Origin of the sequence: Streptomyces sp. NPDC048420, assembly GCF_040651535.1 — a bacterium.
Lineage (GTDB): Bacteria > Actinomycetota > Actinomycetes > Streptomycetales > Streptomycetaceae > Streptomyces.
This window is the reverse complement of the sequence record NZ_JBEZKG010000003.1, coordinates 142,319-166,639: the sequence shown is the minus strand read 5'-3', so window position 1 is coordinate 166,639 and position 24,321 is coordinate 142,319. Positions and strand designations below refer to the sequence as shown.

Annotated in this window: 25 protein-coding genes; 3 read left to right on the top strand and 22 right to left on the bottom strand. The window is 70.9% G+C overall.

From position 1 onward, the window contains the following. Positions 1-241: 241 nt before the first annotated feature. Genes AB0D34_RS05830 through AB0D34_RS05820 form a run of 3 tightly spaced genes read right to left on the bottom strand, consistent with a single transcriptional unit; the run spans position 242 to position 2,954 of the window. On the bottom strand, positions 242-925 hold the full coding sequence (locus tag AB0D34_RS05830; protein ID WP_362657021.1) for an HAD-IA family hydrolase: 684 nt from the start codon (positions 923-925) through the stop codon (positions 242-244). Between the two features lie 32 nt (positions 926-957). Beyond that, positions 958-1,725, bottom strand: a complete 768-nt coding sequence (locus AB0D34_RS05825) for an SDR family oxidoreductase (RefSeq protein WP_362657018.1) — start codon at positions 1,723-1,725, stop codon at positions 958-960. Further along, positions 1,722-2,954: a sedoheptulose 7-phosphate cyclase gene (locus tag AB0D34_RS05820; RefSeq protein ID WP_362657015.1), complete on the bottom strand. Its 1,233-nt coding sequence runs from the start codon at positions 2,952-2,954 to the stop codon at positions 1,722-1,724. Before AB0D34_RS05820 ends, AB0D34_RS05825 begins: the two co-directional genes overlap by 4 nt. Positions 2,955-3,194: 240 nt before the next feature. Here AB0D34_RS05820 and AB0D34_RS05815 point away from each other — a divergent pair, with 240 nt between their 5' ends. Continuing rightward, the gene (locus AB0D34_RS05815; RefSeq protein WP_362657012.1) at positions 3,195-3,659 is read left to right on the top strand and encodes a hypothetical protein; all 465 of its coding nucleotides are present in this window, start codon (positions 3,195-3,197) and stop codon (positions 3,657-3,659) included. Then, complete coding sequence (locus AB0D34_RS05810; protein ID WP_362657009.1) at positions 3,656-4,168, top strand: alcohol dehydrogenase catalytic domain-containing protein; 513 nt, start codon at positions 3,656-3,658, stop codon at positions 4,166-4,168. The genes AB0D34_RS05815 and AB0D34_RS05810 overlap by 4 nt, the downstream gene beginning before the upstream one ends. Positions 4,169-4,195: 27 nt before the next feature. Here the strand turns inward: AB0D34_RS05810 and AB0D34_RS05805 are convergent, their stop codons facing one another. Next, positions 4,196-4,726, bottom strand: a complete 531-nt coding sequence (locus AB0D34_RS05805) for a hypothetical protein (protein WP_362657006.1) — start codon at positions 4,724-4,726, stop codon at positions 4,196-4,198. 210 nt (positions 4,727-4,936) lie between these two features. On the opposite strand from AB0D34_RS05805, the gene AB0D34_RS05800 reads away from it, so the two are divergent. Further along, positions 4,937-5,938, top strand: coding sequence for a 2-dehydropantoate 2-reductase N-terminal domain-containing protein (locus AB0D34_RS05800; RefSeq protein ID WP_362657003.1), 1,002 nt, complete (start codon positions 4,937-4,939; stop codon positions 5,936-5,938). A gap of 6 nt (positions 5,939-5,944) precedes the next feature. Here the strand turns inward: AB0D34_RS05800 and AB0D34_RS05795 are convergent, their stop codons facing one another. The 18 genes from AB0D34_RS05795 to AB0D34_RS05710 all read right to left on the bottom strand — a co-directional run bounded on the left by AB0D34_RS05795 (position 5,945) and on the right by AB0D34_RS05710 (position 24,315). Further along, positions 5,945-6,679 carry a sirohydrochlorin chelatase gene (locus AB0D34_RS05795; protein WP_362657000.1) on the bottom strand — a complete coding sequence of 245 codons (735 nt, stop codon included), beginning with the start codon at positions 6,677-6,679 and terminating at the stop codon, positions 5,945-5,947. Between the two features lie 5 nt (positions 6,680-6,684). Further along, entirely contained in the window at positions 6,685-7,563 is an 879-nt protein-coding gene (locus AB0D34_RS05790; RefSeq protein WP_362656997.1) for an ABC transporter permease, read from the bottom strand. Beyond that, positions 7,550-8,335: an ABC transporter ATP-binding protein gene (locus AB0D34_RS05785; protein ID WP_362656994.1), complete on the bottom strand. Its 786-nt coding sequence runs from the start codon at positions 8,333-8,335 to the stop codon at positions 7,550-7,552. The genes AB0D34_RS05790 and AB0D34_RS05785 overlap by 14 nt, the downstream gene beginning before the upstream one ends. Before the next feature lie 37 nt (positions 8,336-8,372). Further along, positions 8,373-9,476 (bottom strand): aliphatic sulfonate ABC transporter substrate-binding protein, encoded by a 1,104-nt coding sequence (locus AB0D34_RS05780; protein ID WP_362656991.1) that lies wholly within the window; start codon positions 9,474-9,476, stop codon positions 8,373-8,375. A 222-nt stretch (positions 9,477-9,698) separates the two neighbouring features. After that, on the bottom strand, positions 9,699-11,027 hold the full coding sequence (locus AB0D34_RS05775) for a GTP-binding protein (protein ID WP_362656988.1): 1,329 nt from the start codon (positions 11,025-11,027) through the stop codon (positions 9,699-9,701). A 2-nt stretch (positions 11,028-11,029) separates the two neighbouring features. Then, the gene (gene cysD / locus AB0D34_RS05770; RefSeq protein ID WP_362656985.1) at positions 11,030-11,968 is read right to left on the bottom strand and encodes a sulfate adenylyltransferase subunit CysD; all 939 of its coding nucleotides are present in this window, start codon (positions 11,966-11,968) and stop codon (positions 11,030-11,032) included. Beyond that, entirely contained in the window at positions 11,965-12,528 is a 564-nt protein-coding gene (cysC, locus tag AB0D34_RS05765) for an adenylyl-sulfate kinase (RefSeq protein ID WP_362656982.1), read from the bottom strand. Before cysC ends, cysD begins: the two co-directional genes overlap by 4 nt. Beyond that, the gene (locus AB0D34_RS05760; protein WP_362656979.1) at positions 12,528-13,235 is read right to left on the bottom strand and encodes a phosphoadenylyl-sulfate reductase; all 708 of its coding nucleotides are present in this window, start codon (positions 13,233-13,235) and stop codon (positions 12,528-12,530) included. Before AB0D34_RS05760 ends, cysC begins: the two co-directional genes overlap by 1 nt. Further along, on the bottom strand, positions 13,232-13,420 hold the full coding sequence (locus AB0D34_RS05755; RefSeq protein WP_356589806.1) for a hypothetical protein: 189 nt from the start codon (positions 13,418-13,420) through the stop codon (positions 13,232-13,234). The genes AB0D34_RS05760 and AB0D34_RS05755 overlap by 4 nt, the downstream gene beginning before the upstream one ends. Next, positions 13,417-15,114 carry a nitrite/sulfite reductase gene (locus AB0D34_RS05750; RefSeq protein WP_362656976.1) on the bottom strand — a complete coding sequence of 566 codons (1,698 nt, stop codon included), beginning with the start codon at positions 15,112-15,114 and terminating at the stop codon, positions 13,417-13,419. The genes AB0D34_RS05755 and AB0D34_RS05750 overlap by 4 nt, the downstream gene beginning before the upstream one ends. A gap of 126 nt (positions 15,115-15,240) precedes the next feature. After that, entirely contained in the window at positions 15,241-15,324 is an 84-nt protein-coding gene (locus AB0D34_RS05745) for a putative leader peptide (RefSeq protein ID WP_349817346.1), read from the bottom strand. 127 nt (positions 15,325-15,451) lie between these two features. Next, a complete protein-coding gene (locus tag AB0D34_RS05740; RefSeq protein ID WP_362656973.1) occupies positions 15,452-16,024 on the bottom strand; it encodes a GNAT family N-acetyltransferase in 573 nt (190 codons plus the stop codon). Positions 16,025-16,041: 17 nt separating this feature from the next. Then, entirely contained in the window at positions 16,042-17,337 is a 1,296-nt protein-coding gene (locus tag AB0D34_RS05735) for a hypothetical protein (RefSeq protein WP_362656970.1), read from the bottom strand. A gap of 150 nt (positions 17,338-17,487) precedes the next feature. Continuing rightward, positions 17,488-18,777: a GAF domain-containing protein gene (locus tag AB0D34_RS05730; protein WP_362656968.1), complete on the bottom strand. Its 1,290-nt coding sequence runs from the start codon at positions 18,775-18,777 to the stop codon at positions 17,488-17,490. A 291-nt stretch (positions 18,778-19,068) separates the two neighbouring features. Further along, on the bottom strand, positions 19,069-20,703 hold the full coding sequence (locus AB0D34_RS05725) for an acyl-CoA dehydrogenase family protein (protein WP_362656965.1): 1,635 nt from the start codon (positions 20,701-20,703) through the stop codon (positions 19,069-19,071). 583 nt (positions 20,704-21,286) lie between these two features. Then, entirely contained in the window at positions 21,287-22,270 is a 984-nt protein-coding gene (sbnA, locus tag AB0D34_RS05720) for a 2,3-diaminopropionate biosynthesis protein SbnA (RefSeq protein WP_362656963.1), read from the bottom strand. Between the two features lie 30 nt (positions 22,271-22,300). Next, positions 22,301-23,332, bottom strand: a complete 1,032-nt coding sequence (gene sbnB / locus AB0D34_RS05715; protein WP_362656960.1) for a 2,3-diaminopropionate biosynthesis protein SbnB — start codon at positions 23,330-23,332, stop codon at positions 22,301-22,303. Further along, positions 23,329-24,315, bottom strand: coding sequence for a TauD/TfdA family dioxygenase (locus AB0D34_RS05710; RefSeq protein WP_362656958.1), 987 nt, complete (start codon positions 24,313-24,315; stop codon positions 23,329-23,331). Before AB0D34_RS05710 ends, sbnB begins: the two co-directional genes overlap by 4 nt. Positions 24,316-24,321: the final 6 nt, after the last annotated feature.

Genomic DNA, 24,321 nt, shown 5'->3' with positions numbered 1-24,321 from the left:
GCCGGGGGTGCCGGGTTGCCTGCGGAGGCCGGGGCTGCCGGGGGCGCCGAGTGACCTACGAACCCGCCGGCGGCCTGGGACGTCGTGGGCACCCAAGACCCCGCAGACACCCGAGACCCCGCAGGCACCGACTGACCCACGAACCCCCCGGCAGCCCGGGCCCCCACCCACGAAGGCGTCGCGTCGGTCCCACGACCCTCGCGCGCCTCCCGGGCCGCCCACGCAGGAGTGACGGCGCTCATCAGCTCGCGACCGCCTGGCCCGCGGCGACCGGCTCGGGTACGTCCAGCAGCACGCCGGGGACGCCGGCCTGCGGCGGTTCGACCCGGAAGCCGCGGAAGTCGGCCCAGCGCGGTGCCACGTCGTCGTACGTGTCGAGACCGCCGATGACCACGGTGCGTCCGCAGGCGGCGAGTCCGGCCCGCACCCCGGCGCCGGAGTCCTCGACGACGATCGCGTCCTGCGGCGGGCAGCCGAGTTGGGCGGCGGCGCTCAGATAGCCCTCGGGGTCCGGCTTGCCGCGGCTCACCTCGTCGGCGCTGACCAGGATCCCGGGCAGCGGGAGTCCCGCCGCGGCCATCCGCACCTGTGCGAGTCGGCGGCCCGCCGAGGTGACGACGCCCCAGGTGTGCGGCGGCAGGGCGGTGAGCAGCGCCCGTGCGCCGGGGACTTCGGTGATGCCCGTGGTCTCGGACTCCTCGTGGGCGACGAGGCGCCGGGTCTCCGCCGCCGCCAGGCCCGGGTCGGAGAGGAAGTGGCCGACGGTCTCGCGGGTGGGGCGGCCGTGGGCGAAGTCCAGCACCTCCGCGAGATCGAGTCGGTGCCGTGTGCAGAATCCGGCCCAGGTGGACTCCACCAGGGCGGTCGAGTCCACTAGGGTGCCATCCATGTCGAACAGCAGTGCTGTGGCGTGCAGTTGAGGCAAGGGTTGCTCCAGGGAGAGGGGACAGGCCGCGGCTACGCGCGGACGTCCGCGAGGGGACGCGACTGGGAAACGGGCAGGTTCCCGGCGACGGGCGACCAGGTGGCGTCCTCATGCACGACGAGCGCCTCGCCCGGGTACGGGACGCCCCGGGTGCGGGCGAGCTCCACGGCCAGGGGCGCGAAGGCGGCCGGTGACATGTAGCCGCGATAGTCGAAGTCGGCGGACCGCCGGGCGCGGATGCCCGGGGTGTCGACCATGCCCGCGGGCAGTGTCTGTACGAAGGTCACCTCGGCGGGGTCGATCTCCTGCGAGACCGACCGGATCAGGGAGTCGGCGGCGGCCTTGGTGGCGGCGTAGCCGGAGCGGTGCGGGCCCGCGTTGTACACGACCTCGGACGACACGTGCAGGAACAGCCCCGGTGCCGACTCGCGCAGCGCCGGCAGTGCGGCCCGCAGCGTCCAGGACAGGCCGTGCACGTTGACGGCGAACTGGTCGAGCCAGTCGGCCTCGGTCGTCCGGGTGAACGGCTCCCGCCGGGAGGTGAAGTAGACGGCGGAGTAGCAGACCAGATCGATGCGGTCCGGCAGCCCTGAGCGCAGGCTCTCCTTGGCCCGCTCGGCGTCGCGCAGGTCGGTCCGGTGCCACACCAGCCGCTCGGCGTCGGGGCCGGCCGGGCGGCTGCGGCTGAAGACGTGGGTCTCGATCCCGTCCGCGGCCCAGGCGTCGGCGATGCCGCGCCCGATCCCGGTCGACCCGCCGATCACGACGGCTGTGGCGGGCGTGCGGTCCGGCGCGCTCATACGCTCACCAGCGCCTCGTCCGAGGCGGGCGACAGGTCCGCCGCGCGGCTGTGCAGCAGCCTCGCGGCATCGCGCAGTTCGGCCGGGGTGACGTCGTTGACGAAGCGGTGCCGCCCGATGCCCAGCGGCAGCGGCAGCCGCTGCTGCCCGTCGCGGTGGCGCACGGTGTCCTGCAGCGCGTGTTCGAGCAGGGAGGTGTCGTCCAGCACGTCGTTCCAGAGCGGCAGGCCGAGCGCCCGGATCACAGAGAAGACCCGGTCGGCCTGTGCCTCGCTGACGTCGCCGCGCAGTGCGGACAGCGCGGTGGTGAGGGCCATGTCGATCACGACGGCCTCGCCGTGCAGCAGCTCGGGCAGGGCGTGCATCTCGACGGTCGGGCTGAAGGTGTGGCCGTAGTCCACGCAGCGCTCCAGGGACGACTCCCACAGGTTGGGCTGCAGTTCCTCCAGCATGAGGTGGATGGACTCGGCGATGATCGCGTCGGCGGCGCCGGCGAGGTCGCCGGTCGTGCCCTGGAAGCGGTCCGCGCGCACCGCGGGACCGTGCGACTCCAGGAGGCCGAACAGTTTCTCGGACCGGATGAGGGCCATCTTCAGGATCTCGGCCAGGCCGTTGCTGATGTGCCGCAGGTCCAGGCTGCGCAGGAACGAGCGGTCCAGGAACGTGGCCGTGGCGGGCGCGTAGGTGCCCAGGCGGTTCTTGCCGGTGGAGTAGTTGACCCCGGTCTTCACGCCCACGCCCGCGTCGACGAGGCCGATCAGCGTCGTGGGGATGCGGATGTACGGCGTCCCGCGCCGGTAGATGCTCGCCGCGAAACCGACGATGTCGGTGAGGACTCCGCCGCCGATCGCTATGACCGGCTCACGGCGGCGGTCGATTCCGAAGTCGTTCATCGCGTCGACGACCTGGCACACGGCGTCCCACTGCTTCACGGTCTCGTCGGCGCGCAGGGTGAGGACCGTCGCCCTGACGCCGTGGAAGTCGAGGAACTCCCTGATCTGAGCGCCGTAGAGCGCGTCCACGTTCTCGTCGACGACGAGCAGACGCCGCTCTCCGGAGCGCATCGGCGCGTCCGGGCAGCCGGTCAGCAGTGTGGTGTTGTCCCGCGCGAAGAGGTGGTCGGAGCTGACGACGTGGTAGCGCGCCTGGCGTACGGCCTCGACCGTCCAGGCCGGACTGTCACCCATGGCCAGACGAAGCCCCTGGGCGAGCTGGGTACCGCTGTGCATGTCCCCTCCGGATCTTGGGCGCCATATTGGCGGACAGGAGATAGATTTATAGGCGCCGTGTTCAATATAGTAGCACCAAGGCTCGCTGTGTGACGTGCGTGCTAAAGTTCCCGACAACAGGAGAGGCGGCGACACCGTCGGCCCGCAGCGATGCGCCCGGCGCGCCCACCAACGGGCTGAACCGCTCAGCACCTGGTCACCGCCCCCTTGAGCCGTTGGAACCCCGGGAAGGTCGACCGCATGGCCACGTTGGCAGAACGCCTGAATGCCTGGTTCGCGGATGCCGCAACACCTGACGCTGTGGGACGCCTGCGCGAACCCACGACGGCCGAGGTCGCCAAGGCGATCTCGGAGGACCCCGGTCACGACGTGACGATCTCCCGGAGCTATCTGACGTCGTTGCGCAACGGCTCGCAGACCAACCCGACGATGAACGTGCTCTCGGCGATCGTGCGGTTCTTCCAGTCCCGGGACATGTCCCTGCCGGTCTCGGTGAGCGCGCTCATCTCCGAGCCGGCCCCGGCCGGCGCCCGGGAGGAGAAGGAAGAGCGGACCGAGACCCTCGCCGACCGGCAGGTCCGCTCGATCGCGATGCGGGCCGGCGAGCTCACCCCGGAGCTGCGCGAGCAGCTTCTGTCGATCATGGACGTACTGGACGCCTCACGCAGGGCCCCGAAGCCGGCCCCCGAGGAGGAGGACGCATGAGGGCCGTCGGCCTGACCAGGACCGGTGGACCGGAGGTCCTCGAAGTCCTCGACCTGCCGGAGCCGGAAGCCGCCGACGCCCTGGTGATCGAGACCGCCGCGGCCGCCGTCAACCCGGTGGACCTGGCGACCCGTTCGGGCCTGATCCCCACCTCCCTGCCCGCCGTGCTCGGCTGGGACCTGGCGGGCACCGTCGCGCACGCACCCGCCGGCTCCGGCTTCCGCACCGGCGACCGCGTCCTGGCGATGACGGCACAACTGGGCACGGGCGTGGGCAGCATGGCCGAGTACGTCGCCTTCGACCCCGGCTTCGTGGCGCACGTGCCGGACGGCATGAAGCTCGAACAGGCCGCGGCGCTGCCGCTCGCCGGAGTGAGTGTCGCCGAGGCCGCGGCCCGTGGCATCGCACCGCGTCAGGACCTCACTGTGCTCCCGTTCGAGGACGCGGCCGAGGCCCACCGCCGCCTGGAGCGCGGCGGCTTCCGCGGCAAGCTGCTCCTGGCGCCCTGAGGCCCGCGGCCCCGGAGCACACTCGGTTCACCGCAGGCCGTCCTCGAAGACGAGGCTGCCGAAGACCGAGGGCCGCCACGGCTCGTCGAGGCCGTAGCGCTGGGCCTGTCGGTGCATCGACATCGCCTGGTGCATCAGCGTGGACGCGACGACCTCGGCGTCCCGTTCGTCCCGGTCGGAGTAGCAGGTGCGCAGCAACGGCAGCTCGGGCCGCTCTCCCGCCAGGTCGTAGGCGATGATGTGGCCGATCTCGTGCAGCACGATGTGCGCCTGGTGCGCCTTGGTGGTGTTCGCCTGGTAGACGATGACGTCCTCGTCCGGCCGGGACAGCAGCACACCGAAGGGGCCGTCGGCCGACAGCTCCCACTCCAGCAGTGTGATCGGGGTTCCGCGCTGCTCGGCCAGCAGCTCGCACAGCTTGGTGATGCCGAGCGGCAGCGGAGGCGCGAGCCGGTGGAGCAGCCGTCGGCTGTGCGCCCGCAGCTCGGCGTCCCGCCGCCGGTCGCCGCTCCCACGCGGCCAACGCCCTCCACGACGCCGGAAAGCTTCTCTCAACACCTGTCGTGTCCCCCAGCTAGACCCACAGCAACTGACAGGCCGTTACTCACGCGACGCGTCGTTGAGCCGGAGCCGACCAGCCCTCAAGGCTACGCTCCCGGACTGACACCCGCCACGAGGGCGACCGGGAACAGCCGCAGGCGGCGAGCCGGGACGCCCGTCCCTGCCCCCGGGGACACGGCAACCCCCGTCCTCTGCGAGGCTTTTCCCATGCGCTACATCATCATCGGGGCAGGGGCGGTCGGCGGGACCGTCGGCGGACGGCTCGCGGGTTCGGGGCACGAGGTCGTGCTGGTCGCGCGGGGCGCGCACCACGCGGCCCTCCGCGACGACGGACTCAGGCTGCGGGTCCCGGAGGGTGAGCTGACGTACCGCCTGCCGGTCGTCGACGGGCCGGCTCCGCTCGGCGAACTCAGGGAGGACGACGTGCTCGTCCTCGCCGTGAAGACCCAGGACACGGAGGCCGCCCTGGAGGCCTGGGGCCCGGCCCCGGTCGAGGGTGGCGGCACCGCGGCCGAGCGGCTGCCGCTGTTGTGCGCGCAGAACGGCGTGGAGGGCCAGCGCCTGGCCCTGCGCCGCTTCCGGCACGTGTACGGCGTCTGCGTCTGGCTGCCGGCGACCTTCGTGGAACCCGGACTCGTCTCCGCCGCGGGCAGCCCGCTCACCGGCATCCTGCACCTGGGCGTCTACCCGCACGGCACGGACGAGACCGCCCGACAGATCGCCGCCGACCTGGAGAAGTCCAGGTTCGAGGCACCGGTCGTACCGGACCTCGCCCGCTGGCAGTACGCCAAGCTGCTGGCCAACCTCGCCAACGCCGTCGAAGCTGTCACCGGTCCCGTCGAGAGCGAGGAGGCGTCGGCGTTCGTCGACCGGGTCCAGGCCGAGGGCGCGGCCGTCCTCGACGCCGCCGGAATCCCGTACGCGAGCACCGAGGAACAGCGTGCGATGCGCGGCGACAAGATCACCCTGCTGCCCCTCGACGGCACCCCGCGCGGCGGCGGCTCCTCCTGGCAGTCCCTCACCCGCGGCACCGGCAGCATCGAGGCCGACTACCTCAACGGCGAGATCACCCTCCTCGGCCGCCTGCACGGCATCCCGACCCCGCTCAACGAACTCCTCCAGCACCTGGCGAACACCTTCGCCCGCGAGCGCAGGGGGGCCGGGTCGATGCCGCTGGTGGAACTCGTACGGCTGGCCGGCGAGATCTAGGGCGTCCTACGCACTCACGGACAGCAGCACCCGCGCCGACGCGGTGTCGTACCGGCGCAGCGCCACCCGCGCCACCTCCGGCGCCGCCCCCAGCACCTCGGCCAGCACATCCGCGTCCGCCGCGCCCCGGGCGATGCGGTCGGGGAGGAAACCGGGGGCCAGGACGTACGGGGCGACGGCGACGCGGGAGCAACCCAGCTCCCTCAACTCCCGCACCGCGTCCTCGGTCCGGGGCAGTGCGGCGGAGGCGAACGCAGGCCGCACGGCGCACCAACCGGTGTGCCGCCACTCCCGCGCGATTTCTGCGATCACTGCGATCGCCTCCGGGTCGGTGGACCCCGCCGAGGCCAGCACGACCCCGGTCGAGGATTTGTCTGCGGGCGTCAACCCCGCTTCGTACAACCGTCGTTCGAGCGCCGACAGCAGGAGCGGCGACGGGCCCAGCACCTCCGCCTGGTGGATCCGCAGTTGCGGTGGTGCGTCCCGCAACACCGCCGGGATGTCCGCCTTCGCGTGGAACGCCCGCGTCAACAGCAGCGGCAGCGCTACGACATCACGCACGCCCTCCGCCGCCAGCGACTCCAACACTCCCTGCACGGAAGGGATGTTGAAGTCCAGGAAGCCCGTCTCCACCCGCAGGCCGGGGCACATCGCGCGCACCCGGCGTACCAGAGCGTGCACCGTCGCGGCATGCCGTGGATCACGGCTGCCGTGGGCGATGACGAGGAGGACGGGCTTCATGGGAGTCAGCCCTTCACCAGCAGACCGCGGCTGCGCAGCACCCACCGCTCCAGCGGGCTGAAGATCAGCAGGTCGATCGCGATGCCGACGAACAGGATGAGCAGGATCGCCTCGAACACCATGGCCATGTCGCTGTTGGTGCGGCCGTTCTCCAGCAACTGGCCGAGACCCACGCCCAGGTCGGGGAACTGGGCGATGATCTCCGCGGCCATCAGCGAGCGCCAGGAGAACGCCCAGCCCTGCTTGAGGCCCGCCACATAGCCGGGTAGGGCGGCAGGAAGTGTGATGTGCCAGATGCCCTTGATGCCCGTCGCACCCATCGTGCGGCCGGCCCGCAGGAACAGCGGCGGCACCTGGTCGACGCCGGACACCAGGCCGTTGGCGATGGAGGGGACCGCGCCGAGCAGGATCACGGCGTACATCATGGAGTTGTTCAGGCCCAGCCAGATCACGGCCGGCGGCACCCACGCCACCGACGGCAGCGACTGGAGGCCGGACAGGATCGGGCCGATGGCCGCCCGGATGAACTTGACCCGGGCCACGATCAGACCCAGCGGGGTGCCGATGAGCAGGGCGAAGAAGAAGCCCAGCAGACCGCGCGAGACGCTGGTCCAGATGTAGCCGAGCAGATCGCCCTGGAGCCAGGCCTCCTTGAACGTGGAGCCCACGGCTGCCGGCGACGGCAGCTTGGACGGGTCGTCGACGATCGGGTAGAGGAGCGTCCAGACCGCGAGGACCACCGCGAGCGCGATGACCGGCGGAAGGATCTTGTTGACGAGGGTCTGCCGGAAGGTCGGCCGGCCGGTGGCCTGGGTCTCCAGCGCGTCGAGGCCCGCCTCTACGCTCCCGGCGTCCTGGGCCGGTGTCGTGTCAGTGCTGGCCATGACGGCGGATCTCCCCACGCAGTTCTTCGGTGATCTCACGGGCCAGTTCGGCCACGGGCGCGTCCTCGATGCGGCGCGGCTGCGGGATGTCGACCGTCCACTCGCGCGCGATCCGGCCGGGGCGCGAGGACAGCAGGATCACGCGCTGCGCGAGCCGTACCGCCTCCCGGACGTTGTGCGTGACGAACAGGACGGACAGGCCGGTCTCCGCCCAGATCCGGGTGATCTCGTCGTGCAGCACGTCCCGCGTGATGGCGTCCAGGGCCGCGAACGGCTCGTCCATCAGCAGCAGGTTGCTCTCCTGGGCGAGCGCGCGGGCCAGGGCCACCCGCTGGCGCATACCGCCCGACAGTTCGTGGACGCGCTTGCCGTACGCGCCCTTCAGCCGGACCAGTTCGAGCAGCTCCTCGGCCTTGTCGCGCCGCTCGGGCTTGGGAACTCCCCTGAGCTTCAGGGCGAGTTCGATGTTCTTGCCCGCGGTCAGCCACGGGAAGAGCGCGTGCTCCTGGAACATCAGGGCGGGGCGGCCGTCCGTCGTGATGGACCCGGCGCTCGGGCCGTCCAGCCCGGCCACCAGGTTCAGCAGCGTGGACTTGCCGCAGCCCGAGGCTCCCAGGAGGGTGACGAACTCGCCGGGCGCGACATCGATGCTGATGTCGTCCAGGACGAGCTGCTGTCCACCCGGTCCCGCGAAGGACTTCGAGACGTGGTCGAGACGCGCGGCGTACTCGACCGACTCGTCGGCCTTGGCGAGCGTCGTGGTCGTGGCCATGGTCGTCACCTCCTGGGAACTCATCGGGGAACGGGGGTCAGCTGGTGCCGAGACCGGCGGCGTCCACCGCGGACTCGCCGTCGGCCTTGAGGACCTTGTTGAGGATCGTGAGGTCGTAGATCCCGTTCAGGTCGGGCTTCTCCAGCAGACCGGCCTTGACCGCGTGCTCCGCCTCGGTGTTGAGGGTGGCGGCCAGCGGGTCGTTGGTGAACTGGATCGACTTCCAGGCCGGGTCCAGGACCGCGGGCTTGAGCGCCTTGCCGGAGTCGGCCTCCAGCTGCTTGTTGGCCGCCGCCTTCGCCTCGTCCGGGTTGGCGTTGATCCACTTGTTGGCTTCCACCGACGCCTTCAGGACGGCCTCGACCGCCTTCGGGTGCTCCTTGAGGAAGTCCTGGCGCACGATGATGTTCGTGATCACGAACTTCTTGTCCGGCCACAGCGACGACTCGTCGAGCAGCACCTTCGCGCCCTCGGCGACCAGCTTGGACGCGGTCGGCTCCGGCACCCAGGCGCCGTCGATGGAACCGGACTTGTAGGCGTCCGGCGTGATCTTGTTGTCGGTGCGGACGACGGTGACGTCACCCTTGCCGCTCTGCGCGTCGACCTTCCAGCCCTGGTCCGCGATCCAGTTGAGGAACGCCACGTCCTGCGTGTTGCCGAGCTGCGGGGTGGCGATCTTCTTGCCCTTGACGTCCTTCAGGGACTTGATCTTGTCCGGGTTGACGACGAGCTTCACCCCGCCGGACGCCGAACCGCCGATGATCTTCAGGCTCTTGCCGCCCGACTTGACGTAGCCGTTGATCGCCGGGGAGGGGCCGATCCAGCCGATGTCGATCGACTTGGAGTTGAGCGCCTCGATCTCGGACGGGCCGGCGTTGAAGGTCGCGTACGAGGCCTTGGTGGCCCCGAGCTCCTTCTGGAAGAAGCCCTTGTTCACCCCGACGAGCGCGGTGCCGTGGGTCAGGTTGCCGAAGTAGCCGATCTTGACGGAGTCGAGCCCGTCGATCTTCTTGGCGCCGGCAGCGACCTTGACGGTGTCGGTGTCCTTCGCCTCGGAGCCGTAGCCGCAGGCGGCGAGGGTGAGAAGCGGGAGCGCGGCGATGACCGCGAAGGAGCGGCGAAGAACTGATGTAGCAGGCACGGGAGGTGTTCCTCTCGGAGGCCCGGCGGTCACGGTCTCTCAGGTCGTGGCCGGGAGGTCGGCAGGTCTGCGTCTACGGCTGTGGGGGGACGGGGCGCGCAAGCGGTGCGCGTACGTCAGCGCACACATCGCGCCACCCCGCCCTGCCCGCTGCCGAGCGCGCCGCTGCCTACGCGGCCGCCCTCCTTCGCGAACGTGGACCAGTAGTCGGTGGAGTTCATGTCAGAAGTCCCACCCGTCGTCCTCGGACTCGTCCTTGACGGGCTCCGGGGACGCGAACGACTCGCCGACCATGCCCGCGGTGAGCGTGGTCCCGTCGTTCGGGTCGATGAGGATGAACGAACCGGTGCGCCGCGAGTCCGAGTAGGAGTCGACGGGCAGCGGCTCCGCGGTACGGATCTTCACGCGGCCGATGTCGTTGGCGACGAGCTGTCCCGGGTGCGGGTGCAGGGACAGGTCGTCGAGGGTGAGCCGGGACGGGATGTCCTTGACGATCGCCTTGACCGTGCGGGTGCCGTGCTTGAGCAGGACGCGGTGGCCGACGGTCAGCGGGGCGTCGGCCACGTGGCAGACGGTCGCCTCGATGTCCTGGGTGGTCGGCGGCGCGTCCTTGCTGGGCACCAGCAGGTCGCCGCGCGAGATGTCGATGTCGTCCTCCAGGAGGATCGTCACCGACTGCGTGGTCCAGGCGACGTCGACCGGCTCGCCCAGCAGGTCGATGCCGGCGATCTTCGTGGAGCGGCCCGACGGGAGCACGGTGATCTGCTCGCCGACCCGGAACGAACCGGCGGCGATCTGACCGGCGTAGCCCCGGTAGTCGGGGTGCTCGGCGGTCTGCGGCCGGATCACGTACTGCACGGGAAGCCGTGCGTGGCAGTGGCTCAGGTCGTGGGTGACCGGGACCGTCTCCAGGTGCTCCAGGACGGTCGGGCCGCCGTACCAGTCCATGTTCGCGGACGGCTCCACCACGTTGTCCCCGGCGAGCGCCGAGATCGGGATGGCGGTGACCTCCGGGACGCCCAGTTCGAGCGCGTACGCCGTGAACTCCTCGGCGATCGCGGCGAAGACGGACTCCTGGTAGTCGACGAGGTCCATCTTGTTGACCGCGAGCACCACATGCGGCACCCGCAGCAGCGCCGCGAGGGCCGCGTGCCGGCGGGTCTGCTCCACGACCCCGTTGCGGGCGTCGATCAGGATCACCGTCAGCTCGGCCGTGGAGGCACCCGTCACCATGTTGCGGGTGTACTGCACGTGGCCGGGGGTGTCGGCGAGGATGAACCGGCGCTTGGGCGTGGCGAAGTAGCGGTAGGCCACGTCGATGGTGATGCCCTGCTCACGCTCGGCGCGCAGGCCGTCGGTGAGCAGTGCGAGGTCCGGGGCCTCCTGGCCGCGGCTCGCGGAGGCACGCTCGACGGCCTCCAGCTGGTCGACGAGGACCGACTTGGAGTCGTGCAGCAGCCGCCCGACGAGCGTCGACTTGCCGTCGTCGACCGAACCGGCGGTCGCGAACCGCAGCAGGGTCGTCTCGGTGAGTTCCGTGGTGGTGCTCATGCTTAGAAGTACCCCTCGCGCTTACGGTCTTCCATCGCGGCCTCGGACATCTTGTCGTCGGCGCGGGTGGCGCCCCGCTCGGTCAGCCGGGAGGCGGCGATCTCCGTGATGACCTGCTCCAGCGTCACCGCGTCGGAGTCGACGGCACCCGTGCAGGACATGTCACCGACGGTCCGGTAGCGCACGAGCCGCTTCTCGACCCTCTCGCCGTCCTTGGGCCCGCCCCACTCGCCCGCCGTCAGCCACATGCCGCTGCGCGAGAACACCTCACGCTCGTGCGCGAAGTAGATCTCCGGGAGCTCGATGCCCTCGCGGGCGATGTACTGCCAGACGTCCAGCTCGGTCCAGTTGGACAGCGGGAAGACGCGGACGTGCTCGCCGGGCGCGTGGCGGCCGTTGTACAGGTTCCACAGCTCGGGGCGCTGGCGGCGCGGGTCCCACTGGGAGAACTCGTCGCGCAGCGAGAACACCCGCTCCTTGGCGCGGGCCTTCTCCTCGTCCCGGCGGCCACCGCCGAAGACCGCGTCGAACTTCTCCGCCTGGATCTTCTCCGTCAGCGGGAGGGTCTGGAGTGGGTTGCGGGTGCCGTCGGGACGCTCCTTCAGCACACCGCGGTCGATGTAGTCCTGTACGGAGGCCACATGGAGGCGCAGCCCATGTGCGGCGACCACACGGTCCCGGTACTCAAGGACCTCGGGGAAGTTGTGTCCGGTGTCCACGTGGAGCAGCGAGAAGGGGATCGCCGCCGGGGCGAACGCCTTCAGCGCCAGGTGCAGCATGACGATCGAGTCCTTGCCGCCGGAGAACAGGATCACCGGCCGCTCGAACTCACCCGCCACCTCACGGAAGATGTGGACCGCCTCGGATTCGAGCGCGTCCAGGTGGGACAGGGCGTACGGGGCTTCCGTGCCCTCGTCCACCGTCGCGACGGTCGTCGTCATGCCAGTCCCCTCTCGGTGAGCAGCGCGTGGACCGCGGCCGCGGACTCCTGGACGGTCTGGTTCTGCGACTCGATCCGCAGATCGGGCGACTCGGGCTCCTCGTAGGGGTCGTCGACCCCGGTCAGCCCGGACAGCTCACCCGCGGCCTGCTTGGCGTACAGGCCCTTCACATCGCGTACGGAGCACACCTCGACCGGGGTCGCCACGTGGATCTCGAGATACGCGGCGCCGCTCTCCTGGTGGCGCTTGCGGACGGCCTCGCGGCTGTCGGCGTACGGCGCGATGACCGGGACCAGCGCCTTGACGCCGTTGCGGGCCAGCAGTTCGGCGAGGAAGCCGATGCGCTGCACGTTGGTGTGCCGGTCCTCGCGGCTGAAGCCGAGGCCCGCGGAGATGAACTCGCGGATCTCGTCGCCGTCGAGCACCTCGACGAGGTGGCCCTCCTCGCGCAGCCGGCCTGCCAGCTCGTACGCGATGGTGGTCTTGCCGGCACTCGGCAGACCCGTGAGCCAGACGGTGGCTCCGGTCGTCACGTGCGACTCCTTGTCAGTGGTGGTCATCAGTGCAGCCCGCACTCGGTCTTGGCCCGGCCCGCCCAGCGGCCCGCGCGGGCGTCCTCGCCCTCCAGGACGCGGCGGGTGCAGGGGGCGCAGCCGACGGAGGCGTAGCCGTCCATCAGGAGCGGGTTCGTCAGGACCCCGTGTTCGGTGACATAGGCGTCCACGTCGTCCTGGGTCCAGCGGGCGATCGGCGAGATCTTGACCTTCTGGCGCTTCTCGTCCCAGCCGACGACCGGGGTGTTCGCCCGGGTCGGGGACTCGTCGCGGCGCAGTCCGGTAGCCCAGGCCAGGTAGTCCTTCAGGCCCCGCTCCAGCGGCTCGACCTTGCGCATCTTGCAGCACAGGTCGGGGTCGCGGTCGTGCAGCTTGGGGCCGAACTCGGCGTCCTGCTCGGCGACCGTCCGCGTCGGTGACAGCGTGATGACGTTGACGTCCATCACGGCCTCGACCGCGTCGCGGGTGCCGATGGTCTCCTCGAAGTGGTAGCCGGTGTCGAGGAAGACGACGTCCACGCCCTTGAGGACCCGGGAGGCGAGGTGGGCGACCACAGCGTCCTCCATCGAGGAGGTCACGCAGAAGCTCTTGCCGAAGGTGTCGACGGCCCACTGGAGGATCTCCAGCGCGGAGGCGTCCTCCAGGTCGCGGCCGGCCTGCTCGGCGAGCGCCTTGAGGTCGTCGGTCGTGCGTTCTTCCTGAATCGCGGTCATATCTGATCTCCCCCTGCGTCGGTGTGCTGAAGGCCCCGGGCGAGCAGCCCGAGGAACTTCAACTGGAATGCGCGGTTGCACGCCGCGCATTCCCAGGCGCCGTGGGCGCCTTCCAGGGCTTCGCTCGGACGCAGGTCCTCGTCGCCGCAGTAAGGGCAGTAGAAGGGGGCGGCACGCTCGCTCATGAGAGGGCCTCCTCGGACGCACGGGAGGCCCAGGCGGCGAACCGCTCGCCCTCCTCGCGCTCGGCCTGGAACCGCTTCAGAACGCGCTCGACGTAGTCCGGCAGTTCCTCGGCGGTGACCTTCAGGCCACGCACCTTGCGGCCGAAGCCGGCCTCCAGGCCGAGGGCGCCACCGAGGTGCACCTGGTAGCCCTCGACCTGCTCGCCCTGGTCGTTGAGGACCAGCTGGCCCTTGAGACCGATGTCCGCCACCTGGATACGGGCGCAGGCGTTCGGGCAGCCGTTGAGGTTGATGGTGAGCGGCTCGTCGAAGTCCGGGATCCGGCGCTCCAGTTCGTCGATCAGCTGGGAGCCGCGCGCCTTGGTCTCGACGATGGCGAGCTTGCAGTACTCGATGCCGGTGCAGGCCATGGTGCCGCGCCGGAAGGGCGAGGGCTTGGCCGTCAGGTCCAGTGCCGCCAGGGCCTCGACCAGCGGTTCGACCTGCGTCTCCTCGACATCGAGGATGATCATCTTCTGCTCGACGGTGGTACGGACCCGGCCCGAGCCGTGGGCCTCCGCGACCTCGGCGATCTTCGTCAGCGTGGCGCCGTCGACCCGGCCGACGCGGGGGGCGAAACCGACGTAGTAGCGGCCGTCCTTCTGGCGGTGCACGCCGACGTGGTCGCGCCAGCGGCCCGAGGGCTCGGAGGGCGCGGGACCGTCGACCAGCTTGCGCTTCAGGTAGTCGTCCTCCAGGACCTGGCGGAACTTCTCCGGGCCCCAGTCGGCGACGAGGAACTTCAGACGGGCCCGGGTCCGCAGGCGCCGGTAGCCCCAGTCGCGGAAGATGCCGACCACACCGGCCCACACCTCGGGCACCTCGTCCAGCGGCACCCAGGCGCCGAGCCGGACACCGAGCTTCGGGTTGGTGGACAGACCGCCGCCGACCCACAGGTCGAAGCCGGGGCCGTGCTCGGGGTGCTCGACACCGACGAACGCGATGTCGTTGATCTCGTGGACCACGTCCAGGAGCGGGGAGCCGGAGATCGCCGTCTTGAACTTGCGCGGCAGGTTGGAGAACTCCTTGCTGCCGATGTACCGCTCGTGGATCTCGTCGATGGCCCAGGTGCCGTCGATGATCTCGTCCTCGGCGATCCCGGCGACCGGCGAGCCGATGATCACACGCGGGGTGTCACCGCAGGCCTCGGTCGTGGACAGCCCGACCGCCTCCAGGCGGTTCCAGATCTCCGGGACGTCCTCGATGCGGATCCAGTGCAGCTGGATGTTCTGCCGGTCGGTGACGTCCGCGCTGCCGCGCGCGAACTCCTGGGAGATCTCGCCGATCACGCGCAGCTGCTGGGTGGTGAGGCGTCCGCCGTCGATCCGCACCCGCAGCATGAAGTACTTGTCGTCCAGCTCCTCCGGCTCCAGGATCGCGGTCTTGCCGCCGTCGATCCCGGGCTTGCGCTGGGTGTAAAGCCCCCACCAGCGCATACGGCCGCGCAGGTCGTTGGGGTCGATCGAGTCGAAGCCGCGCTTCGAGTAGATCGTCTCAATGCGTGTCCGCACATTGAGACCGTCGTCGTCCTTCTTGAACTGCTCGTTGCCGTTCAGCGGGGTGTGGTGCCCCGCGGCCCACTGACCCTCACCGCGGTGACGGCTCACCTTGCGGCGGGGCGCTGCGGCAGCAGGGTTCTGCGGGGTGGCGGCCATGGTTGTTACGTCCTTCGGGACAGGCGGGAAGCGGCTCTTACCTGCGCGTACGGGCGCATGGGTGTACATGCGCGGCATTGCGCGGGGAGGAGAACGAGAGGATGTGTCGGGTGCTGCTGCGGCTCGTCAGCGCACCGGACAGATGGCGCTGGACATGCGGCCGAGGTCGACGTGCCGCCGACTCACCAAGGCAATTCCAGTTCCAGACATGACGGAAGCGTGTCACGGCGATCTGGACACAGTCCAGCTTTATCCGCCATGTGGACACCCTTGTCTCGCTTGGTGAGACAAGGGTGTCGTTGGTCACAAAGATCCCGGGACCCCTTGTTCCCGCAGGTCAGGCCGGGTACGCCCCAGGCCAGGGTCCCGGTGCGGGCCCGTCGGCCTCCTCCTCGACCTTGGTGTCGAAGAGCTGGAAGCCACGGCGCTGGTAGTTGGCCATCGCGTGCTCCCCGTCCTTGCTGCAGGTGTGCAGCCAGACCCGCTTGGTGTCCGTCAGCCCCGGCCAGCGGTCCGCGAGGTCCCAGGCGCGGGCGGTGCCGTACGAGAGGAGGTGGCCGCCGATCCGCCGGCCGCGGAACGCCGGGATCAGGCCGAAGTAGACGATCTCCACGACGCCGTCGTCCTGGGGCTCCAGCTCCACGTAACCGGCCGGGGTGCCATGGTCGTAGGCCACCCACGTCTCCACGCCGGGGCGCTCCAGGTGCTCCTGCCACTGGGCGTAGGTCCAGGAGAGACGGTCGGTCCAGCGGATGTCGCCGCCCACGGAGGCGTAGAGGTAGCGGCTGAACTCGGGGGAGGGGATCTCGGAGCGGCGGATCTGTACATCGCCGTCCGGGGTGACGGCCGGGAGGAGGTCGGTCGGGGCGGTCTGTTCCAGGGACCAGGTGGTCACGGGGATGTTCGGCATGCCGGTCAGGGAATCATCTACCCGAGAGATCTGTCGATCGAGGCCAGTGGCAGCGCGAACAGCACCCTGCCCGACTGGGACCACACATCGCCCGTCTGTTCCCAGTACGACAGGGACTCCGACTCCGCGCTCCAGCAGCTGCGGGTCTCGTCCGTGCCGCAGCGGGTCGCCTTCGCGGGGGTCGAGGTGTTCTGCCGCCACAGGGTGCCGTGGTCGCCCGCCGTCTCGGCCGCCCGGCCCAGGTACCACTGGGAGTCGTACGACAGGACCGGGCCGGAGCCGGAGGCCTCGGTGGCGTAGGCCTCGGCCACGCGTGCGTAGCCGTCGGTGCCGGTGGCGAGGAGGCCGGAACGGCCGGGGTCGGCGCTGAAGTCGTAGCGCCACACGCGGGCGTCCGTGTCGCCGTCGCCGGAGACCCACTCGCTCGCGACCAGGCTGTCCGGGGAGGTGCTGCGGTCCAGGGAGAGGTAGTCGGGGCGGGTGGCGCCGGTCTCGGAGGCCAGGCGGTAGGAGCCCACCGCGGGCAGGACCCACTGGGCGCCGTGCGCCGACCAGCCGCCGCGGACCCTGCCGACCGCGTCGCTGTCGACGGTGGCCCGCTGCACGCGGTTCATGTCGTAGACGTACAGCGCGTCGCCGTCGTCGCCGCTCGCGGTGACCAGCAGCTTGTTCTGGTACCAGACCATTCCGGAGACCTGCGAGAGGAGGCCGCGGTAGTCGCGTCCGCCGTCCACGGGGACGGCGAGGAGGACCCAGGAGTAGGTGAGCCGGCCCAGGTCGTCGGCGTCGACGAAGGCGACCCGGGCGAGGCCCCCGCCGTTCGCCTCGGTGCCGGTGCGGCTCCACGCGGAGAGGATCACGCGGTGGGCGCCCCACCTGCCGTCGTCGTCGGCGTCCCCGGAGGTGGTGACGGCCCCGGCCCGCCAGGACCGGGTGTCGGCGGCGTCCCAGCAGTACGCGGCGGTGGCCGCCGGTGCCACGGGCAGCGCCCTGCGCTCGCCGGGCGTGCACTCGATCGCGTCGCGCAGACTCCGGTCGGCGGAGTCGAGGACGGCGGACACCCCGACCGGACGTCCCATCGCGGCGGAGAGCCGGTCGAGGGAACCCTGCGGGACCTGGGACTCCTTGAGCCGCAACTGGTCGGTCTCGGCGGCCGAGTCGAGCGCCTTGAGCGTCCCGGGATTGGCGGCGACCGTGGCCTGGGAGGCGCTGATCATGGTGGCGGCGGCGGTCAGCGCGAGGGCGGTCCCGGCCAGGAAGGCGCGCAGCGCTTGGCCCCGCTTGCGCCTGCGGTGTCTGCCACGTTGCTTCATACCGTCCTCCCGAGGCGGGCCAACTGCGCCTGATGATCCGTACGTTGATCGAGGAGCAGGTGGGGTGGCCCGTAGGGGGATGCTACGGCAGTGAAGGGCCGCTGGGGACGAAGACCCTGCAATTATGCGGAAGTCGCACACCCGGGACGGTCAGTTCGTCCCGTCGGACACACGGACGCCGAGCACGGCCGGCGCGGTCGAGTGCGGCAGCAGGTCGCCCGGGCTCTCCGGCAGCAGCACCTCGACCTCGGCGTCTTCGCAGAAACGATACGGCCGGTGTTCCAGGAACGCCCCGAGATATCGCCGTACCCGGGACATCTCCGCGCGCACGGTCACCGTACGGCCCGGATCGCCGAACATGTCCTCGGCCAGGCCCGCCGCGCTGCGGCCCGAGCGGTGCAGGGCCAGCAGGTAGAGCAACTCGGCGTGCCGGGGACTCAGTTCGTGACTCCAGCTGCCGGCGCCGCCCGACACCGTCACCGTCCAGCGGCGCGGATGCGTGAGGTCGAGGACGATCCGGGTGACGGTCTGCGGCTCCGGCTGGTCGGCGGCGCGGATCAACCAGCCGCTCGCCAGCGGCTCCAGGGAGCACAGTCCGAGCGCCGGCAGCCACCGGCGGCCCGCCGAGGGCGACTTGGGCAGCGCGATCCGGTTCGGGTACGGCATTCCGGTCACCGCCGCCGTCCAGCCGTCCCTGTCCACCACCAGGGCCCGGCCATCGAGCCGGCAGAGCACCGGCGCCGCCACCGCGCGCAGTTGCTCCAGTGAGGTCAGATGCAGTTCACGCAGCCGTGACTCGGCGAGCTTGGCCACCGAGTCGACCCAGGAGAGGGTGGCCGGGTGCATGGTCTCCAGCGGGCCGCTGACATCGACCACGCCGATCAGCCGGCCGTCCCGCGGGTCCTTGATGGGGGCGCCGGTGCAGGTCCACGAGGTCTGCGAGCGGACGAAGTGCTCGGAGGCGAAGACCTGGACGGGGCGGCGCACCACCACCGGGGTGCCTATGCCGTTCGTCCCGACGACGTTCTCCCGCCAGTCGGCGCCGAGTTCGAAGCCGGTGCCGTCGGCCTTGCGCAGCACATGGGAGCTGCCCTCCCGCCACAGCACCCGGCCGTCCTCGTCGGCGACCACCATGATGTGGTGGGCCACGTCCGCGACCGACAGCAGCCCTTCCCGCAGCACCGGCAGCACGTGCCGCAGCCGGGTGTCCTCCCGGCGCCGCCGCACCTCCTCCGGCGGCAGCAGCCCTGACCGGAAGTCATGGTCCGGGTCGACGCCGCCGCGCAGCATACGGCCCCAGGACTCCTCGATCACGGGGCGCGGAGCCATGGGGGCGCGCCGGCCGGACAGCGTGGCTGAGCGGACGTCGCTCAGTACCCGGGCCGCGCGTGCCGAGTCCACGGCGGCGAGGTGGGTCACGTGTGTCGGCGAGAGCGGCACGGGTCCGTCCTTCCGGTCCGTTTTGACTGTCTGTCCAATAGTGCCGGTCGTGTCCGAGTGAGGGACACAGTCCGTTCATAGACGCCAGGAAGTTGCAACCCCCTGCAACCCTGGTGGTGGACGGTGGCTTGTTTGAAACTTGGGCCAACGCCGTCTCGCAGCGGCGTGTTTCGGCCTCTGGGCCATATCGGGGGTGGTGCCGTGTCGGCGCAGCACCACCCCCGGCTTTTTGCTTGTGGGCGTCTGCGGCGCCGTTGTGGCTTGTCGCGCAGTTCTCCGCGCCCCTGTCGGTCAGGCCTGCGGCCTTGACCGATCCACCATCTTCGCCAGGTCCAAACTCGTGGGCAGGGTGCCGAAGGCCGTTCCCGAGTCGCCGCCCAGGCGAGACGCGCAGAAGGCGTCTGCCACCTCCGGAGGGGCGTAGCGGACCAGCAGGGAACCCTGTAGCACCAGCGCGAGGCGTTCCGTCAGGCGGCGGGCCCTTCCCTCGATGCCGTCCAGGTCGGCCAGTTCGGTGAAGAGGTGCTTCGTCGCCGCGTCCAGGCGGTGGTCGGCGCCGCGGGACACGCCGATCTCCAGGAGGTAGGCGTTCAGGGACTGGGGTTCTCGTTGGAGGGCCCGTACGACGTCCAGGGCCTGGATGTTGCCCGCGCCCTCCCAGATCGAGTTCAGCGGTGACTCGCGGATCAGGCGGGGCAGGCCCGACTCCTCCACGTAGCCGTTGCCGCCGAGGCACTCGGCGGCCTCCGTGGTGAGGGGGGTGCAGCGCTTGGTGATCCAGTACTTGGCCGCCGGTACCGCGACCCTGAGGAAGGCACGCTCCTGTTCGTCGTCCTTGTCGTAGGCGGCCGCCAGGCGCAGGGCGAGGGTGGTCGCCGCCTCGGATTCGAGGGCCAGGTCGGCCAGGACGTTGCGCATCAGCGGCTTGTCGACGAGCTTGCCGCCGAAGGCCTCGCGGTGGGTGCAGTGGTGGATCGCCTGGGCCACGGCCTGGCGCATCAGGCCCGCCGAGCCCAGGACGCAGTCGAGCCGGGTCGCCTCGACCATCTCGATGATGGTGCGCACCCCGCGGCCCTCGTCGCCGACCCGGCGGGCCCAGGTCCGGTCGAACTCGACCTCGCCGGAGGCGTTGGAGCGGTTGCCGAGCTTGTCCTTGAGGCGCTGGAGGAGAAACGTGTTGGCGGTGCCGTCCTCCAGGACGCGGGGGACGAGGAAGCAGGTGAGGCCGCCGGGGGCCTGGGCGAGGACCAGGAAGCCGTCCGACATGGGGGCCGAGCAGAACCACTTGTGGCCGGTGAGCTCGTAGGTCTCGCCGTCGGGGAGGGGGCGCGCGGAGGTGGTGTTCGCGCGGACATCGCTGCCGCCCTGCTTCTCCGTCATGCCCATCCCGAACAGGGCGCCCGCCTTGAGGTGGGCGGGCCGCAGCTCGCGGTCGTAGACCATGGAGGTCAGGCGGGGCTCCCACTCGGTGGCGAGGTCGGGGTCGGTGCGCAGGGCGGGGACCGCGGCGTGGGTCATCGACAGCGGGCAGCAGTTTCCGGCGTCGACCTGTGTCCACAGCACGAACGCGGCCGCGCGCCGGACGTGCCCGCCGGGGCGGGCCCAGGCGGCGGTCAGGCCCGCCGAGACGCCCTTGCCGAGCAGCCGGTGCCAGGCCGGATGGAACTCGACCTCGTCGACACGGTGGCCGTAGCGGTCGTGGGTGTGCAGCCGGGGCGGGTTCTCGTTGGCCTGGACACCCCACTCCTGCACCTGCGCGGAGCCGCAGGCCCGGCCGAGCGCCGCCAGCTCACCGTGCACCTCGTCGAGCAGCTCGGGGTCGAGGTGGCGTTCGACGGCCGCCCGCAGAGCGCGGTCGGCGCTGTAGACGTCGTAGCCGATCAGGGGCGGGGGCTGGTTGGTCACCGTGTGCGTGCTGCCTGCCATGCCTGCGAACGTACCCCGGGGTGGGGGGCCGGTCACCTCACGGACACGGCAGGGGGCGGTGGATCTTCGAGGCGGTCGCGGGGCTGGTGGGTGAGGTTCTGTGGTGGCGGGGAAGCAGGTCGGTGGGGTGTCGGTACGTGGATTTCCGTGCTGGTCGGGGCGCTGGTCCGTGGACGCCGTGTCGGCCGTGGCGCCGGTTCGTGGTGGCCGCGGGCTGGACCGAGGGCCCGCTGGTGGTCGTAGCGCCGCTTGAGGAGCCCGTGCTGCCGCGGAGCCCGCGCGTGGCTCCCGTGTGGGTCCGCGGGGCTGATCGCCCGGGCGCGCATATGCCGTGGCGCCGCCTTGAGGCCGGTGCTAAACGCCACCTGGCCGTAGCTGTACGAGAACTGGGCCGCGTCGGTGTCGCGGGCGGTGGCCGCGACCTTGTCGCCGCGCTCCAGGGCCGCCCTGCCGCAGGGGCCACCGGAGCCGGTGATGCGCTGCGCCGACCCGAGCCCCGTGCCGAGGCGCCCCCGACGGCCGCGCCCGAACACGCACCGGCCGCCCGCCCTGCGGAAGGGCGGGCGGCCGGGGAGGGCGGGGCTCACGCGAGGTGGGCCATCACCTCCGCCGTCTGGTGGACCGGGTCCGCCTCGGGCAGGCCGTGCGGCCAGCCGGGGCGGTACACCGTGTCGAGGTAGCGCTCGCCGAGGTCCGGGGCGATCGCCACCGCAGTGAGGCCGCGGCGGCCGTGGGCGGACAGCCACTGGTGGGCGCCGCTGACGACCGTGCCCGTCGAGCCGCCGAACAGGAAGCCCCGGGCGGCCAGCCGGCGGCAGACCTGGAGGGTGTCCGGTTCCTCGACGAGCACCACGTCGTCGATGTACGACTTGTCGAGCAGCTGCGGGGGCACGCTCGTGCCGAGACCCGGGATCATCCGGACTCCGGGCGGGCCGCCGAAGGTGATCGAGCCGACGCTGTCGACGGCGACGATCCGCACCGGGCGCCGCCACTGCCAGAACCAGCGGGCGCAGCCCATCAGGGTCCCGGTGGTGCCGGCCCCGACGAACAGCACGTCCAGGTCCGGGAAGCGGCGCGCGATGTCCGGCGCGGTGGTGCGGTAGTGCGCCCGCCAGTTCCCCTGGTTGCTGTACTGGTTGAGCCACACGTACCGCTCGTCCGAGGCACACAGCGCCCGCACGTAGTTGAGCCGGGCCCCGAGGTACCCGTCGTGCAGGTCCGGCTCCCTGACCACGTGCACCCGGGTGCCGAGTGCCTCCATCAGCCGGATGGTGACCAGGTTGCACCGCGAGTCGGTCACGCACAGGAACCGGTAGCCCCGGCTCGCGGCGATCATGCTCAGAGCCACCCCCAGGTTCCCCGACGACGACTCGACCAGGATCGACCCGGGCCGCAGGGTGCCGTCGCGCTCGGCGGCGTTCACCATCTCGCGGGCCGCCTTCAGCTTGATCGACCCGGCGAAGTTGAAGCCCTCGCACTTCAGGTACAGCGGAAGCTCCAGCGCCGCCCGCAGGTCGACGTAGAGGTCTGACTCGTTGAACTCCGAAGGATCGGATATGACGGGCATGACGCCCCCCTCCTCATGCGCGCAGCTGGTTCAGCCGTACCGGCGCAGCTCGTTGAAGAACCCGTCGACGACGTGCAGTTCGCCGCGCCGGGCCAGTTCGTCGTGGACGAACCGGCCGACGGCGAGGTCGAGCACCCCCAGGCCGAAGGGGGAGAACACCACCGTCCGGTCCGTCGGGACGGTCACCCGTCCGGTCAGCACGTCGTCGAGCGTGCCGTCGATGAAGTCCCTGCTCCCCGTGAGCTGTTCGGCCAGGTGCGGGGAGGTCTCGGCCTTGAGGCAGTGCTCGACGTCGTCGACGAAGTTGGCGGAAGCGAGCAGGATCTCCGGGTCGAGATCGCGCAGGGACACATGCAGGACCAGGGGGTGATGGCCGAACCACGACGGATCGTGGACGTGCGGCTTGCCCGCGACCGTGGCGAAGACCACCAAGTCGCTGGAGCGGATGAGGGATTCGGCCGTGTCGTGCACGGACACCTTCCCCGGCGCCCCGGACCGCTCCAGATAGCCGCGGAACCCGGCGGCGCTCTCGGCGGACAGGTCGTGTACACCCGTCTCCTCGAACTCCCAGCCGGTGGCGGTGAGATGGGTGTGGATGTAGCGGGCGATCAGCCCGGTGCCGATGAAGCCCACCCGGGTCGGGCGGACCCGGCCCGCGATGAGCTTCCCGGCCGCCAGCGCAGCCGAGGACGCCGTACGCGTGGCGCTGATGACCGAACTCTCCAGACAGGCGAACGGGTAGCCGGTCTCCGGGTCGTTGAGGATCAGCACCGCCGAAGCGCGCGGCAGACCTGACTTGATGTTCTCCGGGAAACTGGAGACCCACTTCAGGCCGTCGACCCTGAGCGGTCCGCCCAGCGAGGCGGGCAGCGCGATGATCCGGGACGACGGGCGGTCCGGGAACTTCAGGAAGTACGAAGGCGGGTTCACCGAGTCGCCGGCGCCGTGCAGCCGGTACACGGCCTCGACGAGGTCCGCGATCTCCGGTTCCCTTCCGTGCAGGGCCTGTTGGACCTGGGCGCCGGTGACGAGCGCGAAGGAAGGAGTGTCCAGGGTGCTCATACGCCACTCACCTCGCCGTCGGCGCGCAGCACCGGGTTGCCGAGCGCGGCCAGCACCTCGCGCGGCCCCTCGAAGGGCTCGCGGCTGTGCGCCGTACGGATGTTGTCGACGAGCAGGAGGTCGCCGTCCTGCCACGGCTCGCGCACGGTGTGGGCGTCGTAGACCTCGTTGATGGTCCGCACGACCTCCGCGTCGATCGGATCGCCGTCGCCGAAACGGGTGTTGAAGGGCAGTCCGTCGGCGCCGTACATCTCCACCAGGTATTCGTGCACTTCGGGCTCCATGGTCCACTCGTTGAGGAACGCGATCTGGTTGAACCAGCAGGGCAGGCCCCCGGCCGGGTGCCTGAGCACCGCGCGGCGCCGCTGCCGGGTGTGCAGGGAGCCGTCGCTCTGCCAGGCGAACTCGATGGCGTGCCGGCGGCAGTAGCGCTCGACGGCGTCGCGGTCGCCCGTGCCGAACGCCTCCTCGACGGACGCGCCGATCTCCTCGTGGTACGCCCGGGTCAGCAGCCAGCCCTCGCGCTCGAACCGGGAGACCAGGTCGCGGGGCAGGTCCCGCAGCACCGCCGACGCGTCGGCGAGCGCGGTCGCGCCTCCCGACCCGGGCGCCTCCAGGCACGCGTACAGCAGCAGGCTCGGGAACTCCAGGCCGTAGCTGAGCTCGTGGTGCATGCACATCAGCTGGTTCGGCGGCCACTTGGTGGACGAGTACACACCGTCCGCGTAGCGGCGCCGGGGCGCGAAGGGCTCGCGGTCGGGCATCAGGCCGTCGGTCAGCCGCCGGAAGACGGCCTCGGTGGTCGCGGGGTCGGCGAGACCCAGACCGCGTACCAGGACGGAGCCGTGTCCGAGGACGAGGGCGTGCAGCGGGTCACGGTGCTCGGCGGCCCAACTCACCGGATTGCCCCCGGACTTGGCGTGCAGGATCGGCGGAGTGCCGGGGGCCAGGTCCAGGTACGGAAGGAGACTCGTGGATGACATCTCGGG

Coding starts and splice junctions, on each gene's coding strand:
- AB0D34_RS05825 (WP_362657018.1), bottom strand. CDS start 1,725: ATGAGCGCGCCGGACCGCACGCCCGCCACAGCCGTCGTGATCGGCGGG.
- AB0D34_RS05820 (WP_362657015.1), bottom strand. CDS start 2,954: ATGCACAGCGGTACCCAGCTCGCCCAGGGGCTTCGTCTGGCCATGGGT.
- AB0D34_RS05815 (WP_362657012.1), top strand. CDS start 3,195: ATGGCCACGTTGGCAGAACGCCTGAATGCCTGGTTCGCGGATGCCGCA.
- AB0D34_RS05810 (WP_362657009.1), top strand. CDS start 3,656: ATGAGGGCCGTCGGCCTGACCAGGACCGGTGGACCGGAGGTCCTCGAA.
- AB0D34_RS05800 (WP_362657003.1), top strand. CDS start 4,937: ATGCGCTACATCATCATCGGGGCAGGGGCGGTCGGCGGGACCGTCGGC.
- AB0D34_RS05795 (WP_362657000.1), bottom strand. CDS start 6,679: ATGAAGCCCGTCCTCCTCGTCATCGCCCACGGCAGCCGTGATCCACGG.
- AB0D34_RS05790 (WP_362656997.1), bottom strand. CDS start 7,563: ATGGCCAGCACTGACACGACACCGGCCCAGGACGCCGGGAGCGTAGAG.
- AB0D34_RS05785 (WP_362656994.1), bottom strand. CDS start 8,335: ATGGCCACGACCACGACGCTCGCCAAGGCCGACGAGTCGGTCGAGTAC.
- AB0D34_RS05775 (WP_362656988.1), bottom strand. CDS start 11,027: ATGAGCACCACCACGGAACTCACCGAGACGACCCTGCTGCGGTTCGCG.
- cysD (WP_362656985.1), bottom strand. CDS start 11,968: ATGACGACGACCGTCGCGACGGTGGACGAGGGCACGGAAGCCCCGTAC.
- cysC (WP_362656982.1), bottom strand. CDS start 12,528: ATGACCACCACTGACAAGGAGTCGCACGTGACGACCGGAGCCACCGTC.
- AB0D34_RS05760 (WP_362656979.1), bottom strand. CDS start 13,235: ATGACCGCGATTCAGGAAGAACGCACGACCGACGACCTCAAGGCGCTC.
- AB0D34_RS05755 (WP_356589806.1), bottom strand. CDS start 13,420: ATGAGCGAGCGTGCCGCCCCCTTCTACTGCCCTTACTGCGGCGACGAG.
- AB0D34_RS05750 (WP_362656976.1), bottom strand. CDS start 15,114: ATGGCCGCCACCCCGCAGAACCCTGCTGCCGCAGCGCCCCGCCGCAAG.
- AB0D34_RS05745 (WP_349817346.1), bottom strand. CDS start 15,324: ATGTCTGGAACTGGAATTGCCTTGGTGAGTCGGCGGCACGTCGACCTC.
- AB0D34_RS05740 (WP_362656973.1), bottom strand. CDS start 16,024: ATGCCGAACATCCCCGTGACCACCTGGTCCCTGGAACAGACCGCCCCG.
- AB0D34_RS05735 (WP_362656970.1), bottom strand. CDS start 17,337: ATGAAGCAACGTGGCAGACACCGCAGGCGCAAGCGGGGCCAAGCGCTG.
- AB0D34_RS05725 (WP_362656965.1), bottom strand. CDS start 20,703: ATGGCAGGCAGCACGCACACGGTGACCAACCAGCCCCCGCCCCTGATC.
- sbnA (WP_362656963.1), bottom strand. CDS start 22,270: ATGCCCGTCATATCCGATCCTTCGGAGTTCAACGAGTCAGACCTCTAC.
- sbnB (WP_362656960.1), bottom strand. CDS start 23,332: ATGAGCACCCTGGACACTCCTTCCTTCGCGCTCGTCACCGGCGCCCAG.
- AB0D34_RS05710 (WP_362656958.1), bottom strand. CDS start 24,315: ATGTCATCCACGAGTCTCCTTCCGTACCTGGACCTGGCCCCCGGCACT.